Origin of the sequence: Streptomyces sp. NPDC059989, from assembly GCF_042736975.1 — a bacterium.
Taxonomy (GTDB): domain Bacteria; phylum Actinomycetota; class Actinomycetes; order Streptomycetales; family Streptomycetaceae; genus Streptomyces.
The window spans coordinates 1-19,600 of record NZ_JBHWUO010000090.1 but is presented as its reverse complement, the minus strand read 5'-3'; the positions used below and the strand labels follow the sequence as shown (position 1 = coordinate 19,600).

The 19,600-nt window shown below is 72.1% G+C and carries 16 protein-coding genes; 9 read left to right on the top strand and 7 right to left on the bottom strand.

From position 1 onward, the window contains the following. Positions 1–146: 146 nt before the first annotated feature. On the bottom strand, positions 147–2,945 hold the full coding sequence (gene secA, locus ACFWBN_RS38105) for a preprotein translocase subunit SecA (RefSeq protein ID WP_385185904.1): 2,799 nt from the start codon (positions 2,943–2,945) through the stop codon (positions 147–149). Between the two features lie 228 nt (positions 2,946–3,173). Between secA and ACFWBN_RS38100 the strand changes: the two genes are divergently transcribed. The 3 genes from ACFWBN_RS38100 to ACFWBN_RS38090 are packed head-to-tail and all read left to right on the top strand — an operon-like array spanning position 3,174 to position 5,531. Then, positions 3,174–3,749 carry a GNAT family N-acetyltransferase gene (locus ACFWBN_RS38100; protein WP_385185901.1) on the top strand — a complete coding sequence of 192 codons (576 nt, stop codon included), beginning with the start codon at positions 3,174–3,176 and terminating at the stop codon, positions 3,747–3,749. Positions 3,750–3,771: 22 nt separating this feature from the next. Next, the gene (locus ACFWBN_RS38095; RefSeq protein WP_385185897.1) at positions 3,772–4,368 is read left to right on the top strand and encodes a GNAT family N-acetyltransferase; all 597 of its coding nucleotides are present in this window, start codon (positions 3,772–3,774) and stop codon (positions 4,366–4,368) included. A gap of 2 nt (positions 4,369–4,370) precedes the next feature. Further along, complete coding sequence (locus ACFWBN_RS38090) at positions 4,371–5,531, top strand: winged helix-turn-helix domain-containing protein (protein WP_385185906.1); 1,161 nt, start codon at positions 4,371–4,373, stop codon at positions 5,529–5,531. Between the two features lie 115 nt (positions 5,532–5,646). On the opposite strand, the gene ACFWBN_RS38085 is transcribed toward ACFWBN_RS38090, so the two are convergent. The 6 genes from ACFWBN_RS38085 to mtrA form a co-directional block, all read right to left on the bottom strand. After that, a complete protein-coding gene (locus ACFWBN_RS38085) occupies positions 5,647–6,399 on the bottom strand; it encodes a response regulator (protein WP_385185894.1) in 753 nt (250 codons plus the stop codon). A gap of 189 nt (positions 6,400–6,588) precedes the next feature. Continuing rightward, positions 6,589–7,284, bottom strand: coding sequence for a ribosome hibernation-promoting factor, HPF/YfiA family (hpf, locus tag ACFWBN_RS38080; protein WP_385185891.1), 696 nt, complete (start codon positions 7,282–7,284; stop codon positions 6,589–6,591). 309 nt (positions 7,285–7,593) lie between these two features. After that, entirely contained in the window at positions 7,594–8,304 is a 711-nt protein-coding gene (locus tag ACFWBN_RS38075) for a ComF family protein (RefSeq protein ID WP_385185888.1), read from the bottom strand. 65 nt (positions 8,305–8,369) lie between these two features. Next, positions 8,370–10,259: an LpqB family beta-propeller domain-containing protein gene (locus ACFWBN_RS38070; RefSeq protein WP_385185885.1), complete on the bottom strand. Its 1,890-nt coding sequence runs from the start codon at positions 10,257–10,259 to the stop codon at positions 8,370–8,372. Then, on the bottom strand, positions 10,225–12,186 hold the full coding sequence (mtrB, locus tag ACFWBN_RS38065; protein WP_385185882.1) for an MtrAB system histidine kinase MtrB: 1,962 nt from the start codon (positions 12,184–12,186) through the stop codon (positions 10,225–10,227). Before mtrB ends, ACFWBN_RS38070 begins: the two co-directional genes overlap by 35 nt. Before the next feature lies 1 nt (position 12,187). After that, on the bottom strand, positions 12,188–12,877 hold the full coding sequence (gene mtrA / locus ACFWBN_RS38060; protein ID WP_189747360.1) for a two-component system response regulator MtrA: 690 nt from the start codon (positions 12,875–12,877) through the stop codon (positions 12,188–12,190). Between the two features lie 233 nt (positions 12,878–13,110). Between mtrA and ACFWBN_RS38055 the strand changes: the two genes are divergently transcribed. The 6 genes from ACFWBN_RS38055 to ACFWBN_RS38030 all read left to right on the top strand — a co-directional run bounded on the left by ACFWBN_RS38055 (position 13,111) and on the right by ACFWBN_RS38030 (position 19,463). Further along, a complete protein-coding gene (locus tag ACFWBN_RS38055; RefSeq protein WP_385185880.1) occupies positions 13,111–14,328 on the top strand; it encodes a hypothetical protein in 1,218 nt (405 codons plus the stop codon). Between the two features lie 7 nt (positions 14,329–14,335). After that, the gene (locus tag ACFWBN_RS38050; RefSeq protein WP_385185878.1) at positions 14,336–14,995 is read left to right on the top strand and encodes a DUF4129 domain-containing protein; all 660 of its coding nucleotides are present in this window, start codon (positions 14,336–14,338) and stop codon (positions 14,993–14,995) included. A 224-nt stretch (positions 14,996–15,219) separates the two neighbouring features. Next, the gene (locus tag ACFWBN_RS38045; RefSeq protein ID WP_385185875.1) at positions 15,220–16,524 is read left to right on the top strand and encodes a DUF4350 domain-containing protein; all 1,305 of its coding nucleotides are present in this window, start codon (positions 15,220–15,222) and stop codon (positions 16,522–16,524) included. Continuing rightward, positions 16,521–17,507 (top strand): AAA family ATPase, encoded by a 987-nt coding sequence (locus ACFWBN_RS38040; RefSeq protein WP_385185872.1) that lies wholly within the window; start codon positions 16,521–16,523, stop codon positions 17,505–17,507. The genes ACFWBN_RS38045 and ACFWBN_RS38040 overlap by 4 nt, the downstream gene beginning before the upstream one ends. Beyond that, positions 17,507–18,817: a DUF58 domain-containing protein gene (locus ACFWBN_RS38035; protein ID WP_385185870.1), complete on the top strand. Its 1,311-nt coding sequence runs from the start codon at positions 17,507–17,509 to the stop codon at positions 18,815–18,817. The genes ACFWBN_RS38040 and ACFWBN_RS38035 overlap by 1 nt, the downstream gene beginning before the upstream one ends. Positions 18,818–18,866: 49 nt before the next feature. After that, on the top strand, positions 18,867–19,463 hold the full coding sequence (locus ACFWBN_RS38030; RefSeq protein WP_385185868.1) for a Uma2 family endonuclease: 597 nt from the start codon (positions 18,867–18,869) through the stop codon (positions 19,461–19,463). Positions 19,464–19,600: the final 137 nt, after the last annotated feature.

Below are 19,600 nucleotides of genomic sequence, written 5' to 3'. Positions count from 1 at the left end.
GCAGGGTCATTTGTGTATACCAGACCGCCCGGGCGCAGCCCGGGGCCGCTCGCGCAGCGGCCCCGCACCCGGCACAAACGCGGCCGGGGCCGGACACCACATTCGGTGTCCGGCCCCGGCCGACAGACAGCTCGACCCCGCAGGGGTTACTTCTTGCGGCGGCGCCCACCAGAGGCCTTGGCCGCCTTCCGCCGCTCCGCCCGCGTCATCCCATCCCCGTCACCGGCCGCGTCGGACTCGAAGTCGCCCTCGACGACCCCGCCCTCCCCGTCCACCGTGGGAGCGGAGAAGTGCAGCCGGTCCGGCCGCTGCGGAGCGTCCAGCCCCTTCGCCCGGATCTCCGGCCGCGCACCCGGCACCGGCTCCTTCGTCAGCGACGGCGCCGCGTCCTGCACCGGAAGCTCCTCGACCTGCTGCTCGACCTGGACCTCCAGGTTGAACAGGTAGCCGACGGACTCCTCCTTGATGCCCTCCTGCATGGCGTTGAACATGTCGAAGCCCTCGCGCTGGTACTCGACCAGCGGGTCCTTCTGGGCCATCGCCCGCAGGCCGATGCCCTCCTGCAGGTAGTCCATCTCGTACAGGTGCTCGCGCCACTTGCGGTCCAGCACCGACAGCACCACGCGCCGCTCCAGCTCGCGCATGATGTCCGAGCCCAGCGTCTTCTCGCGCGCCGCGTACTGCTCGTGGATGTCGTCCTTGATGGACTCCGCGATGAACTCGGCGGTGATGCCCGCGCGGTCCCCGGCGGCCTCCTCCAGCTCCTCGATGGTGACCTTCACCGGGTAGAGCTGCTTGAAGGCGCCCCACAGCCGCTCCAGGTCCCACTCCTCCGCGAAGCCCTCCACCGTCTCGGCCGCGATGTACGCGTCGATGGTGTCGTCCATCATGAAGCGGACCTGCTCCTGGAGGTCCTCGCCCTCCAGGACGCGGCGGCGCTCGCTGTAGATGACCTCGCGCTGGCTGTTGAGGACCTCGTCGTACTTCAGGACGTTCTTGCGCGTCTCGAAGTTCTGGGTCTCCACCTGCGACTGGGCCGACGCGATCGCGCGCGTCACCATCTTGTTCTCGATCGGCACGTCGTCCGGCACGTTGGCCATCGCCATGACGCGCTCCACCATCTGCGCCTTGAACAGGCGCATCAGGTCGTCGCCCAGCGACAGGTAGAAGCGGGACTCGCCCGGGTCGCCCTGTCGGCCGGAGCGGCCGCGCAGCTGGTTGTCGATGCGGCGCGACTCGTGCCGCTCGGTGCCCAGCACGTACAGCCCGCCGAGGTCCTTGACCTCCTCGAACTCCGCCTTCACGGCCGCCTCGGCCCTGGTGAGCGCCTCGGGCAGGGCGTGCGCCCACTCCTCGATGTGCTCCTCCGGGTCCAGGCCGCGCTGGCGCAGCTCGGCCTCGGCGAGGTCGTCCGGGTTGCCGCCGAGCTTGATGTCGGTACCGCGGCCGGCCATGTTCGTGGCGACGGTGACGGCGCCGCGGCGGCCGGCCTGGGCGACGATCGTGGCCTCGCGGTCGTGCTGCTTGGCGTTGAGGACCTCGTGCGGGATGCCGCGCTTGGAGAGCTGCTGCGAGAGGTACTCGGACTTCTCGACCGACGTCGTACCGACGAGGATCGGCTGGCCCTTCTCGTGCTTCTCCGCGATGTCGTCGACGACGGCGGCGAACTTCGCGACCTCGGTCCGGTAGATCAGGTCCGGCTGGTCCTTGCGGACCATGTCGCGGTTGGTCGGGATCGGGACGACACCGAGCTTGTAGATCTGGTGGAACTCGGCGGCCTCGGTCATGGCCGTACCGGTCATGCCCGACAGCTTCGAGTAGAGGCGGAAGAAGTTCTGGAGGGTGATCGTGGCGAGGGTCTGGTTCTCGTCCTTGATGTCCACCCCTTCCTTCGCCTCGATCGCCTGGTGCATGCCCTCGTTGTAGCGGCGGCCCGCGAGGATACGGCCGGTGTGCTCGTCGACGATCATGACTTCGCCGTCGATGACGACGTAGTCCTTGTCGACCTTGAAGAGTTCCTTGGCCTTGATCGCGTTGTTCAGGTAGCCGACGAGCGGGGTGTTCACCGACTCGTAGAGGTTCTCGATGCCGAGCCAGTCCTCGACCTTGGCGACACCGGTCTCGTGGATGGCGACGGTGCGCTTCTTCTCGTCGACCTCGTAGTCGCCGGTCTCCTCGATGCCCTTCAGCGGCTGGCCGGCCTCGCCCTTGGTCAGGCGGGTCACCAGCTTCGCGAAGTCGCCGTACCACTTCGTGGCCTGGTCGGCCGGGCCGGAGATGATCAGCGGGGTACGGGCCTCGTCGACGAGGATCGAGTCGACCTCGTCGACCACGGCGAAGTTGTGGCCGCGCTGGACGAGCTCGTCCTGGGACCACGCCATGTTGTCGCGCAGGTAGTCGAAGCCGAACTCGTTGTTCGTGCCGTAGGTGATGTCCGCGCCGTACTGCTCGCGGCGCTGCGCCGGCGACATGTTCGCCAGGATGCAGCCGACCTCCAGGCCGAGGAACTTGTGTACCCGGCCCATCATCTCGGAGTCGCGCTCGGCCAGGTAGTCGTTCACCGTGATCAGGTGGACGCCCTTGCCGGACAGCGCGTTCAGGTACGCGGGAAGCGTGCCGACGAGGGTCTTGCCCTCACCGGTCTTCATCTCGGCCACGTAGCCGAGGTGCAGCGCCGCGCCGCCCATGATCTGGACGTCGTAGTGCCGCTGTCCGAGGACGCGCTTGGCGGACTCGCGAACGGTCGCGAAGGCCTCCGGCAGCAGGTCGTCCAGGCTCTCGCCGTCCTGGAAACGCTGCTTGTACTCGTCCGTGAGCGCCCGCAACTCGGCGTCGGAGAGGTTGACGAAGTCCTCTTCGATGGAGTTGACCTGGTCCGCGATGCGGTGCAGTTTGCGCAGGATCTTGCCTTCGCCTGCACGCATGAGCTTGTTGAAGACGGACACCGAGGTTTGTCTCCTTGCCGGTCGGGCCTGGGCACTGTTCGTACACGGGCACGGCAGGTGGGCCCCACCGCAACGGCCATCGTAAGCGAGGACGTGGTCGCGTCGGGAGGTCCGCCGTAGCCGCGAGGGCGTGGGCGCCCGGATTGAGAACGTACCGGGGACCGGATAGGTGCCGCTTTTCCCCAAAACGGTTGGCCCGGGGTGTCGGCCCGGCGACAGAATTCGTTCATGGAGCCCATCACACTGCGCACGGCCCGGTTGGAATTGCGGCCTTTCGGCCCCGCCGACGAAGACGAGGTCCACGCCGCCGCGCAGGACCCGGACATCCAGCGCTGGACGATGGTCCCCTCCCCGTACGAGCGCGCGGACGCACACCGGTTCGTGAACGACTTCTCCCCGAACGGCTGGCGCGAGGACACCGCCTTCCCCTTCGCCGTGCGCCTGGGCCCCGGCGGCCCGCTGGTCGCCGCCGTCGGCGTGCACGTCCACGGCGCCGACTCCTACGAGATCGGCTTCTGGGCGGTCCGCGAGCACCGGGGCAGGGGCTACGTGCCCGAGGCCGTCGAAGCCGTGGCCCGCTGGGCCTTCACCGAGGTCGGCGCCGCCCGCCTGGAATGGCGCGCCGAGGCCGGCAACGAGCCCTCCCGGACCGTCGCGGAGAAGACCGGCTTCCACATGGAGGGCCTCCTGCGAGCCGGCCTGCTGCGCAACGGCACCGCCCGCGACTGCTGGATCGGCGCCCTGCTCCCCTCGGACCTGGGACTGCCCTCCCGGCTCCCGTACCTGCCGTCACCCTCCGCCTAGGACCTCGGCAGAATCTCCGATCATGGAGTCGATCACGCTCACCACCGAACGCCTCGTACTGCGGCCTCACACCCCCGAGGACGCCGCCGAGGTGCACGCCGCCTGCCAGGACCCCGAGATCCAGCGGTGGATCCCCGTACCCCTCCCCTACGGGCCGGCGGAGGCGGCGGCCTTCGTCACGGAGGCCGTCCCGCGCGGCTGGCGCGAGGACACGGAGTTCAACTTCGCGGCCCGGCTCGGCGCGGAGGGGCCCCTGGTCGCCACCCTCGCCGTGGTCCCTCGCGGCACGCACGCCCACGAGATCGGCTACTGGTCGGTCGCCGAGCACCGCGGCCGCGGCTACATGACCGAGGCCCTGCGGGCCGTGACCCACTGGGCCTTCACCGGGGCGGGCTGCGTCCGGCTGATCTGGCGCGCCGGGGTCGGGAACACCGCGTCCCGCGCCGTCGCCGAGAAGGCCGGCTTCGTCGTCGAAGGGGTCCAGCGGGCCGGCATGAAGCACCGGGACACGCTGCGCGACTGCTGGATCGGCGCCCTGCTCCCCTCGGACCTGGGACTGCCCTCCCGGCTCCCCTACCTGCCCGCTGTCAGTGGCACCGCCTACGCTTCGGGAGCATGACCATGATCTCGTTGTCCGCCGATGAGGCCCGCCGGATCGCCCTGCACGCGCAGGGGTTCATCGGGGCGCCCGACCGCCGCGGCGGGGTCCGGGGGATCCTGCGCCACCTGGGCGCCGTACAGCTCGACACCATCTCGGTCCTGGCCCGCTCGCACGAGCTGATCCCGTACGCACGCCTCGGCGCGGTGGACCGCGGCACGGTGGAGAAGGCGTACTGGTCGGACCGGCACGCCTTCGAGTACTGGTCGCACGCGGCCTGCATCCTGCCCATCGAGGAATGGCCGCATTTCGCCTTCCGCCGCCGCGCCCGCCGGGCGCGCGGCCACGGCTGGCACGTCCTCGAGGACAAGGAGCGCTCGACCCGGGCGGTCCTGGACCGGCTCAAGGCCGACGGCCCGCTGACCGCCACCGAGCTGGGCGGCGCCAAGAACGGCGGCGAGTGGTGGGACTGGTCCGAGACCAAGATCGCGGTGGAGTGGCTGCTCGGCACCGGCGAGGTGGTGTGCAGCGAGCGCCGCGGCTGGAAGCGGGTCTACGACCTCCCCGAGCGCGCCGTGCCCGACGCGCTGCTCCACGACGACCTGGACGACCGCGAGTGCCTGCGCCGCCTCGTCGCCCTGTCCGGCCGGTCCCTGGGCGTCGGCACGCGCGCCGACATCGCCGACTACCACCGCCTCAAGGGCGACGAGTTCGACGCGGTGGTGGCGGACTCCGGGCTGGTCCCGGTCGAGGTCGAGGGCTGGGCCAAGCCCGCCTGGGCCGATCCCGCGGCGCTCGCGACGCCTCCCCGGGGCCGCCACCGCACGACGCTGCTCTCGCCCTTCGACTCGCTGATCTGGGACCGCCCCCGCACCGAGCGGATCTTCGGCTTCACGCACCGGCTGGAGGCGTACGTCCCCAAGCCGAAGCGGATACACGGGTACTTCGCGATGCCGCTGCTGGCGGGCGGCCGCCTGCAGGGCCGCGTCGACCCGGCCCGCGAGGGCTCCACCCTGGTGGCCCGCCAGCTCTCCCTGACCTCCCCGAAGGCGGCCCGCCCGATGGCGGAGGCCCTGCGCGAGGCGGCGCAGTGGGTGGGCTGCGACACGGTCCGCGTCGAGCGCGCCCAGAGCCCGCAGGAGGCGGCCGCCGTGACGGCGGAACTCGCGGCGCTGTCCGCGTAGCCCGGGCGGCCCGGCGGTCGGGGCACGCCCCGGCCGCCTGCGCCGCCGACGCCGCCCTCGCTGCCCGCCCCGGCGCCGCCGCCCTCGCTGCCGCCCCGGCGCCGCGCGAAGGCGGCTAGCGGATTTCGAGGATCTTCTCCCGCATCGCGTAGACCACGGCCTCCATCCGGGAGTGCAGCTGCAGCTTCTCCAGGATGTTGCGGACGTGGTTCTTCACGGTGTTCTCGGAGATGAACAACTCCTTGGCGATGTCCCGGTTGTTCATGCCGGTCGCCACCAGCTTGAGGACCTCCAGCTCCCGGTCCGTCAGCCTCGGCGCCGGCACCAGCCGCCGCTCGTCGGTCCGCTGGATCATCGACTTGAACTCGGTGAGCAGCTTCGACGCCATCGACGGGCTGATCTGCGACTGACCGTCCGCCACCGCCCGGATCGCCGTGGCCACCTCGTCCGTGGAGATCTCCTTCAGCAGGTATCCGGTCGCCCCCGCCTTGATCGCGTCGTAGAGGTCCGCCTCCTCGTCGCTGATCGTCAGCATGATGATCTTCGCGGAGGGGGCCACCTCCTTGATCGAGGTGCACGCCTCGATCCCCCCGCGCCGGGGCATCCGTACGTCCATCAGCACGATGTCCGGCAGCAGATCGGCCGCCTTGTCCACGGCCTCCGCGCCGTCCCCCGCCTCACCGACGACCTGGATGTCCTCCTCCTGGGCGAGGACGATCTCCAGCCCGCGCCGGAAGAGCGCGTGGTCGTCGACCACGAGTACCCGGATCGGCTCCCCGGCCGGCGTGCCCGCGGAATCCGCCGCCGCGCCCGCCTCACGGCAGCCCGCACCGTCGTCACCGCGCACCGGCCCGAAGCTGTCGGCCATCGTTCCTCCCCCTGCATGTGCTGAGCTGCCGGGCCAACCGGACAGGCGCTGCCGCCGGTTGACTGCCCGCCATGATTCCATGCCCGCACCGCGTCGCGGGGGTCCACGGACGGCCGCCTGGCGCATACGCGTCATGCAGGTGCCCCCGCGGGACGCCGGAACGTCCCGCAGGGGCAGACGATGACGTGCTCAGCCGCCGAGCGCTCCGCCGGCGCCGCCCCGCGGCTCCTCCGAGCTGGAGGCCCCGTCGGGGTTCACGTGGATGACGCCGTAGTCGTAGGCGTGACGGCGGTAGACGACGCTGGGCAACTTGGTCTCGGAGTCGACGAACAGGTAGAAGTCGTGCCCGACCAGCTCCATCTCGTAGAGGGCCTGGTCGAGGGACATGGGTGCGGCCGAGTGGGTCTTCTCGCGGACGATGAGCGGGCCTTCGCCCTGCACTTCGAGCGATCCGATCCGGGTGATCGGAACCCCGTTCGCCTTCTCCTCGGCGAACGGCTCGCCATTCGCATTCAGCTGCGCGGCGTCCGGCACGACGTCGGCGACCTCTGCCGCCGAGATCCGGCCCGCGCCCCTGCGGGTGTACCGCTTGTCGTGCTGCTTGCGCAGCCGGGCCTCCAGCTTGTCCTGAGCCAGGTCCAGCGCCGCGTACGGGTCGGCGGCGGCTGCCTCGGCACGGATCACCGGGCCCCGCGAACGCAGGGTGATCTCCACGCGGTCGGAACGGTCGGCCTGGCGCGGGTTGTGTTCCTTGGACACCTCGACGTCCAAGCTGATCACCTTGGCGTCGAGCTTCTGGATCCGCTCCGGATTCAGCTTCTCGGCCACGTGCTTGCGGAACCGGTCGGGCACTTCGGTCTTGCGGCCCTTGACGACGATGTCCACGCAGAACTCCGTTCCCGGATAGCTCCGCCGCAGGGGCGAAGCGTCTCCCTTTCGCACCAGACTCCGGTGAAGGCCGGAGCCTCGGACTTGGCGACTTTCACCTCCTCCTCCCCCATCGGCAAGATCAACACCCCACCGACTTCGGAGTCGAGAGACAGCGATGCGTGGGGCCCAAGGCTCGCCAGTCCTCACAACCGAACATATCCCTCTATGGCGGTTGTCGGCACCCGCTACCGGAACGTACTTCCATTCAGGTGGCTGTTCCCTCTTACTACCTGCAACGATGGGCCTTCCCCGGCAGTTCCAAATCTATTCACAAGATTTTTGCTCTGTCCGAGTTGCGGCCACGACGGCCGCCCGCAGCTGCGCCTGCCCAAAACCCGCGGCGCGAACCGCCCGGGCCGCCTCCGCGAGGGTCGATCCGGTGGTGATCAAGTCGTCCACGAGTACGACCAGGGCCCCGTCCAGCAGCCGCTCCCCGCCCCGGCACACCCCCAGCGCCCCGGCGAGGTTCTCCCGGCGCTGCCCGGCCCCCAGCCCCGCCTGGTCCGCCACCGCCCGCCTCAGCCGCAGTACGGGGGCCACCCGCGCCCGCACACCGGCCGCCCGCAGCCGCCCCGCGGCGGCCAGCGCGATCCTGCGCGCCGGATCGTGCCCGCGCGCCCGGACCTGCCGCCGCGCCGAGGGGACCGGCACCAGGACCACTTCCCGCTCCCTCTCCCCCCGCCCGCCCCCGGCCGCCCGCACCGCCACCGCCAGGGCAGCACCCAGCGCCCCCGCCAGCGGGAGCGCCCCACGCTCCTTGTGGGCCAGCAGGACGGCCCGTACGACGCCCTCGTAGGCGGCGGCCGCATGAACCGCGGGCAGCCCGGCGGGCCGCGGAGACGGCCGCGCCCGCACCGCTCCAGCCCCGCTCAGCACCTCCCGGCAGCCGACGCACAGCACCACCCTGGCGGCCCCGCAGCCGGCGCAGTCGACCGGCAGGACCAGCCCGGCCAGCTCCTGCCGCCACCCCCGCACACATCCACTCTGCCGGGCCGCCCACGGGCCCGCCACCCCTGTGGAAAACCGAGCGGAACCGCAGGTCAGCCCGGGTACACCGGAGCCCGGCCGCCCGCCACCACCGTGCGCCACTGCGCCCCCGGCGGCAGCCACACGATGCCGTCCTCCTTCGAGTACCCCACCACCGGCTTCGGCTTCGACTCGTCCTCCGAGGCCGAGACCGCCACCGCGCTCAGCCCGGTGGCCCCGGGCAGGCTCGCCGCGACCATCGAACCGTCCGCCAGCATGTAGCGGGCCTGCACGACCCCGCGGCTCTCCCGGCCCACCACCAGCAGCCGGCCGCGCGGCGCCCAGCTCATCGCCGTCACGTCCGCCATCTGCGGGGCCGCCGAACGCAGCTCGCGCACCGACACCGCCGAGACGTCCCCCTTGCCGTCGGGCCGTTCGATCCGCCCCACCCACAGCGTCGTACGGCCGGCCTTCTCCACGAGCAGCGCGATCCGCACCCCGTCGGCCGAGACCCGCAGCGAGGTGATCCGCCCGTCGAGCCCGGCCACCTGCACCTTCTCCTGGGTCCCGGTCCCGCCCGGCACCCGCCACAGCGCCGAATGCTGCGGATCCTGGTCCGCGACCCACAGGTCGCCCGCCGCGTCCCAGCTGGGCGCGGTCAGCGTGGTCGGCTTGGTGGTCCCCTTGGAGGTCAGCACGGGCGGCGGCATCGGCCCGGACCCGGACAGCGACACCACGTACAGCCCGTGCCCGTCCTCGGAGACCACGGCCGCCCGCCGCTCGTCGTAGGTCACCGCCGCCGAGCCGGCCTTGAACCCGGGCGGGGCGTTCAGCGGCCCCGGCACCGCCTCGGGCTTGGTCTCCTGGTCCTCACTGGCGATGTCGAGCTTCATCCGGACGAGCCGGTCCGCGTCGTCGACGAAGTACTGGTACTCGGGCGTGCGCGGCCGGTTCGCGATCCCGGCCGCGTTCACGTCGGTCACCGAGCACAGCGCGGACGACTTGCCGTCGGAGCGCAGCAGTTCGACCCGGTTGAGCCGGGAGGCCGTCAGATCCTGCACCGTGTAGAGCAGTTGGGTGGCCATCTTCTGGCACTGCGGCTGCGTGACGTTGTCGACCTTGTCGTTGAGCGGCACGCGCAGCGTGTTCTGGCCGTCGTACGAAAGGGACTTGGTGCCCGTCCGCAGTTCCGTACCGGTGGGGAAGCTGGTCTCGACGACCGGCGCGAGCCACCTCGACGGCCCGGCGAGCAGCGACTGCACCGTCTGCGTGGTCGGGTCCATCCGCGAGTCCGGGTCGGTGCGCTGACGCACGTACACCTGATCGGCGACCAGCGTGCCGCCCGCGAAGTAGTACTTGTTGACCGGCATGTAGATGCGCTGGAAGTCGGACTCGCTGAGCACGAGGCTCTTCGGCGGCGTCGCGATCCGCCACTGCTTGTCCTCCTGGACCAGCTGGAGGAACTCCTCGTACCGCTCGCCGCCGGTCTCCGGCTGGTACGCGCTGCGCTCGTCCACGGTGGCGAGCTTCGTGCCGGTCACCTTCCAGCGTGGCCCGTCGGGGTCCCTCTCGCTGCGGATCTGGGACCGGTCGAGGCCCGCCGAGAGGACGGTGACGGCGGAGCCGGGCTTCCAGCTCTTCGCGGCTTCCTCGGTGAGGTACTTGCGGGCGGTCGCCAGCTGCGGGTCGTCGCTGGTCATCGCCTCCAGGAAGCCCTTGACGATCTCGGCCGCGCCCGCCTTGTCGGCCGGGGGCACGCCGAACACCCTGACCTGGGAGTCGACGCCCTGGGAGCCCTGCACCTGGCGGATCTCACCGCTGTTCGGCATGGAGGCGCAGCCGGCCAGCAGCAGCCCGGCCGCGCCGAAGGCGTACGCCCGCAGGGTGCGCGCCCGCCGACCCCGTGTCCGGGCCCGGCGGCTTCCGGGCTCAGCGTCCTTCGGCATCGGCGTGGCCATCGGCATCGGTTCGATCCTCCTGTGGTGCCTGCTCGGCCGGCCGGGGCACGACCCTGGCCCCGTTGCCCGGCAGGGCCGTCGGGTCGGCGGGTACGGGCAGCGCCGTGGCGACGGCCGACCGGGGCGGTATCGGCGACCGGTCTCCGCCGTCCGCCGGCGGCTGCGGGGCCGCCCGGCCCGCGGCGTCGGCGGCGGCCCTGGCCCGGTTCCCCCGGGAATCCTCCGGCTCCAGCGGGATCGGGGACCCGCGCAGCGGTTCGTCGGCGGTGCGCGGCAGGGTGAGGCGGAACTGCGAGCCGCCGCCGGGCTCGCCCCAGGCCTGCAGCCAGCCGCCGTGCAGCCGGGCGTCCTCGACCGCGATGGACAGGCCCAGGCCCGTCCCGCCGGTCGTGCGCGCCCGCGCCGGGTCGGCCCGCCAGAAGCGGTTGAAGACGCGGGTGGCCTCGCCGGGCTTCAGCCCGACTCCGTAGTCCCGTACGGCCACGGCGACGGCCCCGCCCGCGGACGCGAGCCGGACCACCACGTCGCGGCCCTCGCCGTGCTCCACGGCGTTGACGACGAGGTTGCGCAGCACCCGCTCCACGCGCCGGGCGTCGGCCTCGGCGATGACGGGCTGGGTGTCGCCCAGCACCCGGATCCGGGTGCCCTTGTGCTCGGCGAGCGGCTCGGCCCCGTCGATGACACGGCGTACGACGTCGCGCAGGTCGATGGGCTCCGCCTGCAGATCGGCGGCGCCCGCGTCGAAGCGGCTGATCTCCAGCAGGTCGGCGAGCAGCGACTCGAAGCGGTCGAGCTGCCCGGCGAGCAGCTCGGCGGAGCGCGCGGTGATCGGGTCGAAGTCGACCCGGGCGTCGTGGATGACGTCGGCGGCCATCCGGACCGTGGTGAGCGGGGTCCGCAGCTCGTGCGAGACGTCGGAGACGAACCGGCGCTGCAGCCGGGACAGGTCCTCCAGCTGCTGGATCTTGAGCTGGAGGTTCTGGGCCATCTTGTTGAAGGCCTCGCCCAGGCGGGCGATGTCGTCCTCGCCGGTGACCTTCATCCGCTCCTGGAGCCGCCCGGCCGAGAGCCGCTCGGCGATCCCGGCGGCCATCCGGACGGGGGTCACGACCTGCCGTACGACGAGCCACGCGATGGCGCCCAGCAGTACGACGACGAACACGCCCGCGGTCGCGAAGGTGACCTTGACCAGGTTGAGGGACTCCTCCTCCTGCGTCAGCGGGAAGAGGTAGTACAGGTCGTACGGGTCGCCGTTGATGTCCGTGAGCCGCTTGCCCACGACCAGCGCGGGCTCGGGCGCCTTCTCCCCGGCCCCGGTGGTGTACCGGATCTCGGAGAAGGTCTTGAAGGTGCCGGTGGCGTTGTCCACGGCCCGGCGCAGCTTGAGCGGGACGCTGGCGGTCGGGTCGACGTTGCCCGAGGCGCGGGCGCCCTTGACGCCCTGGGTGGCGGGCGGGGTCTGCTCCCCGGTGCCGGCGCCGAGCGCGGCGACCTCGAAGGCGGTCTGGCCGCCACTGGCCAGCTGCTTGACGAGGGAGTTCATCCAGGTGCTGGCGTCCCGGCCGACATTGCTGTCGGTGGCGTCCGTCCCGTCCGCGGTGGCGGGGGCGTTGGCCTTCTCCTGTGCGACCGCGAACCCTCCCGCGGCCTGGCTCTGCGCCGCCTCCTCCTTCGCGTCGAGGAGGCCCTTGCTCACCTGTGCGACGACCACGAAGCCGAGCGCGAGGACCACGGCGAGTGACATCAGCAGGGTGGCGGCGACCACCCGGAGCTGGATGTTGCGCCGCCACAGCCGGACAGCCGGGAGCAGCGGCCGGCGTACGAGGCGTACGCACAGCCGCAGCACGGCGCCGCCGGGCCCCCGGTCCCGCAGCAGCCGGCCGGCCCGCAGGGTCCCCCAGCGGGAACCTCCCCGGCCCTTGCCGGACTGCACGTCAGCTGGGTCCGGCCTTGTAGCCGACACCGCGCACCGTCACGACGATCTCGGGGCGCTCCGGATCCTTCTCGACCTTGGAGCGCAGACGCTGCACGTGCACGTTGACCAGGCGGGTGTCCGCCGCGTGCCGGTAGCCCCAGACCTGCTCCAGCAGCACCTCACGGGTGAAGACCTGCCAGGGCTTGCGCGCGAGGGCGACCAGCAGGTCGAACTCGAGCGGGGTCAGTGCGATGGAGGCACCGTCCCGCTTGACCGAGTGCCCGGCCACGTCGATGACCAGGTCACCGATGGCCAGCTGCTCGGGCGCGGGCTCCTCCGACCGGCGCAGGCGGGCCCGGATACGGGCCACCAGCTCCTTCGGCTTGAACGGCTTGACGATGTAGTCGTCGGCCCCGGACTCCAGGCCCACGACCACGTCCACCGTGTCGCTCTTGGCGGTGAGCATGACGATCGGCACGCCGGACTCGGCCCGGATCAGCCTGCAGACCTCTATGCCGTCCCGTCCGGGCAGCATGAGGTCGAGCAGCACCAGGTCCGGCTTCGCCTCCCGGAAGGCAGCAAGTGCCTTGTCACCGTCCGCTACGAACGACGGCTCAAAACCTTCTCCACGCAGCACAATGCCGAGCATCTCGGCCAGCGCGGTGTCGTCGTCGACGACAAGGACGCGTCCCTTCATGGTTGACATCATCCCATTAGCTAATCGTTACCTGGCGGTGAGCTGTCCCACAGCCAAAAGGGCTGGAAATCGCCCCTCGGACCTGCGTGGAGATCAGGTCGACCAGTCTGCCCCGGATCCGGGTGACAATTGAAGGTACGGGCTGCCGGAGATCGGGGGGTACGGCCGGTCCGTCGGGTCAACCCGCGTGGCACGATGGCAGCGACCAGCGCCCCCGCCGCAGCAGTGCACGTGAAGGAGCGACGATGAACGACTCTCCGGGCTGGGCTACGCCCGGATCCTCTCCGTCCGACGGTGAGCGACCGGGGGCACCCGCCGACCAGCCCACACCTCCCGCCTCCGGCCCCGGCTGGTCCGCCGAGCAGCCGCCCCCCGGCCAGTGGCAGAGCCCCGCGCCCCAGGCGCCGCCCCAGCCGCAGCCCGGCCAGGGCTGGGGACAGCAGCCCGGTACCCCGTACGGAGGCCCCTACGGCGGCCAGTACGGCCATCCGGGCGGCCCCGGCCAGTGGGGCAAGCCCCCGGCCGCCAAGCCCGGCGTGATCCCCCTGCGCCCCCTGGGCCTCGGCGAGATCCTGGACGGCGCGGTCGCCACGATGCGCACGCACTGGCGCTCGGTCCTCCCGATCACGCTGGTCGTGGCCACCGTCGTCCAGGTGATCAGCGTCGTCGCGCAGAAGTACGCGATGTCCGACCTCGCGGTCACCACGGACCCCGATGCGGACATCGACGCGTCGCTCAACTCCATCGGCACCTCGATGGCCGTCCTGCTCGGAGCCGGTTTCATCGGAGCCCTCGGCGGCCTCGTGGCCACGGCGATGCTCACGATGATCTACAGCCGGGCCGTCCTCGGCCAGACCTCCACGGTCTCCACCGCCTGGCGCGAGGCCAGGCCCCAGCTGCTGCGCCTGATCGGGCTCACGCTCCTCATGGCCCTCGGCGCGATCCTCCTGTTCGTCGCGCTGCTGCTGCCCGGCATACTCCTGCAGAATCCGGGTCTGGCCATCGCGGGCGTCTTCGCCGCGTTCCCGCTGTTCGCCTGGCTGTGGATCAAGTTCAGCCTGGCCTCCCCCGCACTGATGCTGGAGAAGAGCACGGTCTTCAAGTCCCTGGCCCGCTCCTCGAAGCTGGTCAAGGGCACCTGGTGGCGCATCTTCGGCATCACGGCCCTCACCACGATCATCACGTCCATCGTCTCGGCGATCATCGTCTGGCCGCTGACGATCGTCGGCATGGTCGCCTTCGGCGGCGGCCTGTCCGGGATCGAGGACGGCACCGCCTCCACCGCCTGGGGAGCGCTCATCCTCTCCGGCATCGGCGCGATCATCGCGCAGACGATCGTCATGCCGATCCAGTCCGGCGTCACCGTCCTCCTCTACGTCGACCAGCGCATCCGGCGCGAGGGCCTCGACCTGGAGCTCGCCCGGGCCGCCGGCGTCGAGAACTACGGGACGACCGGGGGCTGACACACCGATGATGAGTACGGGGGGCCTCATCACCCGCGCGGACGCACCACCGGTGACGACACCGCGCGACCCCGCCCAGGAGGCGGCCGAACGCGAACTGTCCAAGCCGATGTACCACGAGAACGACCCGGGCCTGCTGGACCGCGCCCTGCGCAAGTTCACGGACTGGATCGACGACCTCTTCGACGCGGCCTCCGGGGCAACCCCGGGAGGCGCGCTGGGCCTGGTGGTCATCGCGGTCCTCCTCATCCTGGCGGTGGCGGCCCTGTGGTGGCGCCTGGGCTCCCCGACCCGCACCACGTCCTCGAGCCACCTCTTCGACGACGGCGGGATCCGCAGCGCGGCGGACCACCGCACGGCGGCGGAATCCCATGCGGCCGCCGGCCGCTGGACCGAAGCCGTCCAGGAGCGCATGCGCGCCGTGGTCCGCTCCCTGGAGGAGCGCACCCTCCTCGACCCCCGCCCCGGCCGCACCGCCGACGAGGCGGCCGCCGAAGCCGCGGTCTCCCTCCCCGCCCACGCCGCGGACCTGCACGCCGCCGCCCGCACCTTCGACGACGTCACCTACGGCGGCCGCACCGCCGACGCCGACACCTACACCCGCCTGCGCACCCTCGACCTCACCCTGGACCGCACCAAACCGCTCCTGACGGGACCCACCACATGACCGCCGCCCAGGGTTCCCACGGCGCCGGAAACGAACCGGGCACGACCGGGAACATGCCGGGGCACCCCGAGCAGGCTTCGAACGGCCCAGGTTCCGGCGGGGCCGGGCGTGTGCCGGGACACCCCGAGCAGGCTTCGAACGGCCCAGGTTCCGGCGGGGCCGGGCGTGTGCCGGGGCACCCCGAGCAGGCTTCGAACGGCCCGGGTTCCGGCGGGGCCGGGCGTGTGCCGGGGCACCCCGAGCAGGCTTCGAACGGCCCGGGCCCCGCCGGAACCGCCCCCGCGCCCGCGCCCGGCCCCGCCGAACCCGCCCTCCCGCCGGGCGAAACCCCGACCCCCCGCTCCCGCCAAGCGCGAGCGCGAGCGCGGATCCGCCGCGCCCTGGCCGTCCTCGCCGTCCTGGCCGCAGGCGCCGCCATCCTCGCCGCCCTCAACTCCGGCACCCGCCACGGCCTCCTGGACCCCCGCTCCGCCGACCCCTCCGGCAGCCGCGCCGTGGCCGAGCTCCTCAAGGACCACGGCGTCACCACCCGAGTCGTCACCACTGCCCGCGAGGCCGCCGACGCCGCCGGCCCCCGCACCACCCTCCTGGTCACCGACCCGGATCGGCTCGGCGCGGCCCAGCGCAGCACCATCCACTCCGCCATGGACCTCTCCGGCGGCCGCACCGTCCTCCTCGCCCCCGGCAGCCACAGCCTCCCCGACCTGGCCCCCGGCGTCCGCACCAAGGGCGACGCCCCCACGGACGACCTCGCGCCGAACTGCACCCTGCCCGCCGCCTCCACCGCCGGCCGCGCAGCCACCGGAGGCGGCCTGCGCTACACCACCACCCTCCCCCGGGCCACCGCCTGCTACCCCAGCGACGGCCACCCCACCCTGCTGCTCCTCCCGACGGGAACCACCGGCGACACCGTCCTCCTCGGCTCCGGCACGATCCTCCTCAACGAGAACCTCGCCGACGAGGGCAACGCCTCCCTCGCGCTCCAACTCCTCGGCTCCCGCCCGAACCTCGTCTGGTACATGCCGTCCCTCGCGGACTCCGACCCCGCGGACGGAGGGTCCGGCCAGGACAAGAGCCTCTTCGACCTCGTCCCCTCCGGCTGGTACTGGGCCCTGCTCCAACTCTTCGTGGCCGCCGTCCTCGCCGCCCTCTGGCGCGCCCGCCGCCTCGGCCCCCTCGTCACCGAGAAGCTGCCGGTCGTCATCCGCGCCTCCGAGGCCACCGAGGGCCGCGCCCGCCTCTACCGCAAGGCCGGGGCCCGCGACCGCGCCGCCACCGTGCTGCGCGCCGCCGCCCGCGAACGCCTCGCCGCACTGGTCGGCGTACCGCACACGCAGGCCCACGACCCCCTGTCCCTGGTCCCCGCCGTCTCCGCCCACCTCAGCAGCCTCAGCGGGCGCAGCGGCGACCCGGCCGGCCCCCCGGACGTCAGCACCCTCCTCTTCGGCCCCACCCCCTCCGACGACGCGGCACTCGTCGCGCTCGCCGACCACCTCGACGCCCTCGAAAGAGAGGTCCGTACGTCATGACGTACCCGGCCACCGAGTCCACGGCAGCGACCGCGGACAGCGCCCGCGCTTCCCTCGAAGCGCTCCGCACCGAGATCGGCAAGGCCGTGGTCGGCCAGGACTCCGCCGTCACCGGCCTCGTCGTCGCCCTCCTCTGCCGCGGCCACGTCCTCCTCGAAGGCGTCCCCGGCGTAGCCAAGACCCTCCTCGTGCGCGCCCTGGCGGCATCCCTCGAACTCGACACCAAGCGCGTCCAGTTCACCCCGGACCTGATGCCGAGCGATGTCACCGGCTCCCTCGTCTACGACGCGCGCACCGCCGAGTTCTCCTTCCAGAACGGCCCGGTCTTCACCAACCTCCTCCTCGCGGACGAGATCAACCGCACACCCCCCAAGACCCAGTCCTCCCTCCTCGAAGCGATGGAGGAGCGCCAGGTCACGGTCGACGGCACCCCCCGCAAGCTCCCCGAGCCCTTCCTCGTCGCCGCCACCATGAACCCCGTCGAGTACGAGGGCACGTACCCGCTCCCCGAAGCACAGCTCGACCGATTCCTCCTCAAGCTCACCGTCCCCCTCCCCTCCCGCGAGGACGAGATCGGTGTCCTGACCCGCCACGCCGCCGGCTTCAACCCCCGCGACCTGCACGCCGCGGGCGTCCGCCCGGTCGCAGGACCCAAGGAGCTCGAAGCCGCCCGCGAGGCCGTGGCCAAGGTGACCGTCTCCCCCGAGATCGCCGGCTACGTCGTCGACATCTGCCGCGCCACCCGCGAATCGCCGTCCCTCACCCTCGGCGTCTCCCCCCGCGGCGCGACCGCCCTGCTGGCCACCGCCCGCGCCTGGGCCTGGCTCACCGGCCGCGACTACGTCACCCCCGACGACGTCAAGGCCCTCGCCCTGCCGACCCTCCGCCACCGCGTCCAGCTGCGCCCCGAAGCCGAAATGGAAGGCGTCACCGCGGACTCGGTCATCTCGGCGATCCTCTCCCACGTCCTCGTCCCGCGCTGATGGCCCTCACCGGACGCGCCGCCCTGCTGGCGGCCCTCGGCAGCCTCCCCGTCGGCATCCTCGAACCGAGCTGGACGGGGATGCTCGCGGTCAACGGCCCGCTCGCGCTGGCCTGTGCGGTCGACTACGCCCTCGCGGCGCCGGTCCGCCCGCTCCTGCTGACCCGCGCGGGCGACACCTCGGTGCGCCTGGGCGAGTCCGCGGACGTCCACCTCACGATCACCAACCCGAGCCGCCGCACGCTCCGGGCCCGCGTCCGCGACGCCTGGCCCCCGAGCAGCTGGCTCCCCGGCACGGAGCAGGCGGCCTCCCGCCACTCCGTGACCATCCCCGCGGGCGAGCGCCGCCGCCTCACCACCCGCCTGCTCCCCACCCGCCGCGGCGACCGCCAGGCGGCCCGCGTCACCATCCGCTCGTACGGCCCCCTGGGCCTGTGGGCCCGCCAGGGCTCCCATACCATCCCCTGGACGGTCCGGGTCCTGCCGCCCTTCACGAGCCGCAAGCACCTCCCGTCCCGCCTGGCCCGCCTGCGCGAACTGGACGGCCGTACGAGCGTCCTGACCCGCGGCGAGGGCACCGAGTTCGACAGCCTCCGCGACTACGTCCCCGGCGACGACACCCGCTCCATCGACTGGCGCGCCACGGCCCGCCAGCAGAAGGTGGCCGTCCGCACCTGGCGCCCGGAACGCGACCGGCACATCCTGATCTGCCTGGACACCGGCCGCACCTCGGCGGGCCGCGTCGGCGACGCCCCCCGCCTGGACTCCGCGATGGACGCGGCCCTGCTCCTCGCGGCCCTGGCCACCCGCGCCGGCGACCGCGTCGACCTCCTGGCCCACGACCGCCGCCCCCGCGCCCAGGTCCAGGGCCGCGCGGCCGCGGACGTACTCCCGTCCTTCGTGAACGCGATGGCCCCCCTCGAACCGGAACTGGTCGAGACGGACTCGCGCACCCTGGTCTCCACCATCCTCCGCAACGCCCCGCGCCGCTCCCTGGTGGTCCTCCTGACGAGCCTGGACGCGGCCCCGATCGAAGAGGGCCTGCTCCCCCTCCTCCCCCGCCTCACGCAGCGCCACACGGTCCTCCTGGCCTCGGTGGCCGACCCGCACGTGGCCGAGATGACGAAGTCCCGGGGCTCCGTGGACGCCGTCTACGAAGCCGCGGCCGGCACCCAGTCCCAATCCCAGCGCACCCGCACGGCCACCGAACTCACCCGCCACGGCGTCCACGTCGTAGACGCCACCCCGGACACCCTGGCCCCCGCCCTGGCCGACGCCTACCTGGCCCTCAAGGCCGCCGGCCGCCTCTAGGAGGTGTCCGACTGAATACGCTGGTCGGGCACCCACCAGGAGGATCACCATGGCCAACCTCACCCCCGAGCAGATGCGCCGCATGCACGACTTCGCGGAGCAGCTCGCGGAGCTGGCCGAGCAGCAGGAAGACCGGTGGAAGGTGCAGACCACCGACGGTCAGATCTTCCTCACCATGGTGAACCACACGGCTCCCCACGGGCTCAACGTGATGCGGCTGCGCCGCCAGATCGAAGCCCAGACGCCCGAGGTCATCGCCCTCAACGACACGAACATGGGCGATCCGCTCACCGGCCTGACCAAGGTCCCCGACCTCATGGTCATCGCGGAAGAAGACACCGACGACACGGCGAAGGTCGTCAACTCCCGCGATGTCCTCATGGTGGTGGAGGTCGTCTCCCGCACGAATTCCCTCACCGACATCCGCGACGAGCTGCACGACTACCCGCGGATGGGAGTGCCCCTGTACGTCGTCGTGGACCCCCGCAAGGACAAGAAGACCGTCACGGTGCACAGCGACCCCTCGGAGGGACCCGACGGCACCCGCTACCGCAAGAAGGTCCCCTACGCCTTCGGGGACACCGTCACGGCCGGCCGCTGGACGCTCGACACCGCCAGTCTCAAGAGCTACCCAGCCGACTGGTAGGAAAGCAGAGCGGAACCTGCATCGCACGCCAGACGGCCCGTAAACGCAGAAAAGCCCCGCACCAGGATCAGAGATCCGGTGCGGGGCTTTCCCACAATGATTGTTCGGCGGCGTCCTACTCTCCCACAGGGTCCCCC

Excerpts from the sequence above, each read along its gene's own strand:
- ACFWBN_RS38100 (WP_385185901.1), top strand. The coding sequence starts at position 3,174 with ATGGAGCCCATCACACTGCGCACGGCCCGGTTGGAATTGCGGCCTTTC.
- ACFWBN_RS38095 (WP_385185897.1), top strand. The coding sequence starts at position 3,772 with ATGGAGTCGATCACGCTCACCACCGAACGCCTCGTACTGCGGCCTCAC.
- ACFWBN_RS38040 (WP_385185872.1), top strand. The coding sequence starts at position 16,521 with ATGACGTACCCGGCCACCGAGTCCACGGCAGCGACCGCGGACAGCGCC.
- ACFWBN_RS38090 (WP_385185906.1), top strand. The coding sequence starts at position 4,371 with ATGATCTCGTTGTCCGCCGATGAGGCCCGCCGGATCGCCCTGCACGCG.
- mtrA (WP_189747360.1), bottom strand. The coding sequence starts at position 12,877 with ATGATGTCAACCATGAAGGGACGCGTCCTTGTCGTCGACGACGACACC.
- ACFWBN_RS38055 (WP_385185880.1), top strand. The coding sequence starts at position 13,111 with ATGAACGACTCTCCGGGCTGGGCTACGCCCGGATCCTCTCCGTCCGAC.
- ACFWBN_RS38035 (WP_385185870.1), top strand. The coding sequence starts at position 17,507 with ATGGCCCTCACCGGACGCGCCGCCCTGCTGGCGGCCCTCGGCAGCCTC.
- ACFWBN_RS38070 (WP_385185885.1), bottom strand. The coding sequence starts at position 10,259 with ATGCCGATGGCCACGCCGATGCCGAAGGACGCTGAGCCCGGAAGCCGC.
- ACFWBN_RS38050 (WP_385185878.1), top strand. The coding sequence starts at position 14,336 with ATGATGAGTACGGGGGGCCTCATCACCCGCGCGGACGCACCACCGGTG.
- ACFWBN_RS38085 (WP_385185894.1), bottom strand. The coding sequence starts at position 6,399 with ATGGCCGACAGCTTCGGGCCGGTGCGCGGTGACGACGGTGCGGGCTGC.
- ACFWBN_RS38030 (WP_385185868.1), top strand. The coding sequence starts at position 18,867 with ATGGCCAACCTCACCCCCGAGCAGATGCGCCGCATGCACGACTTCGCG.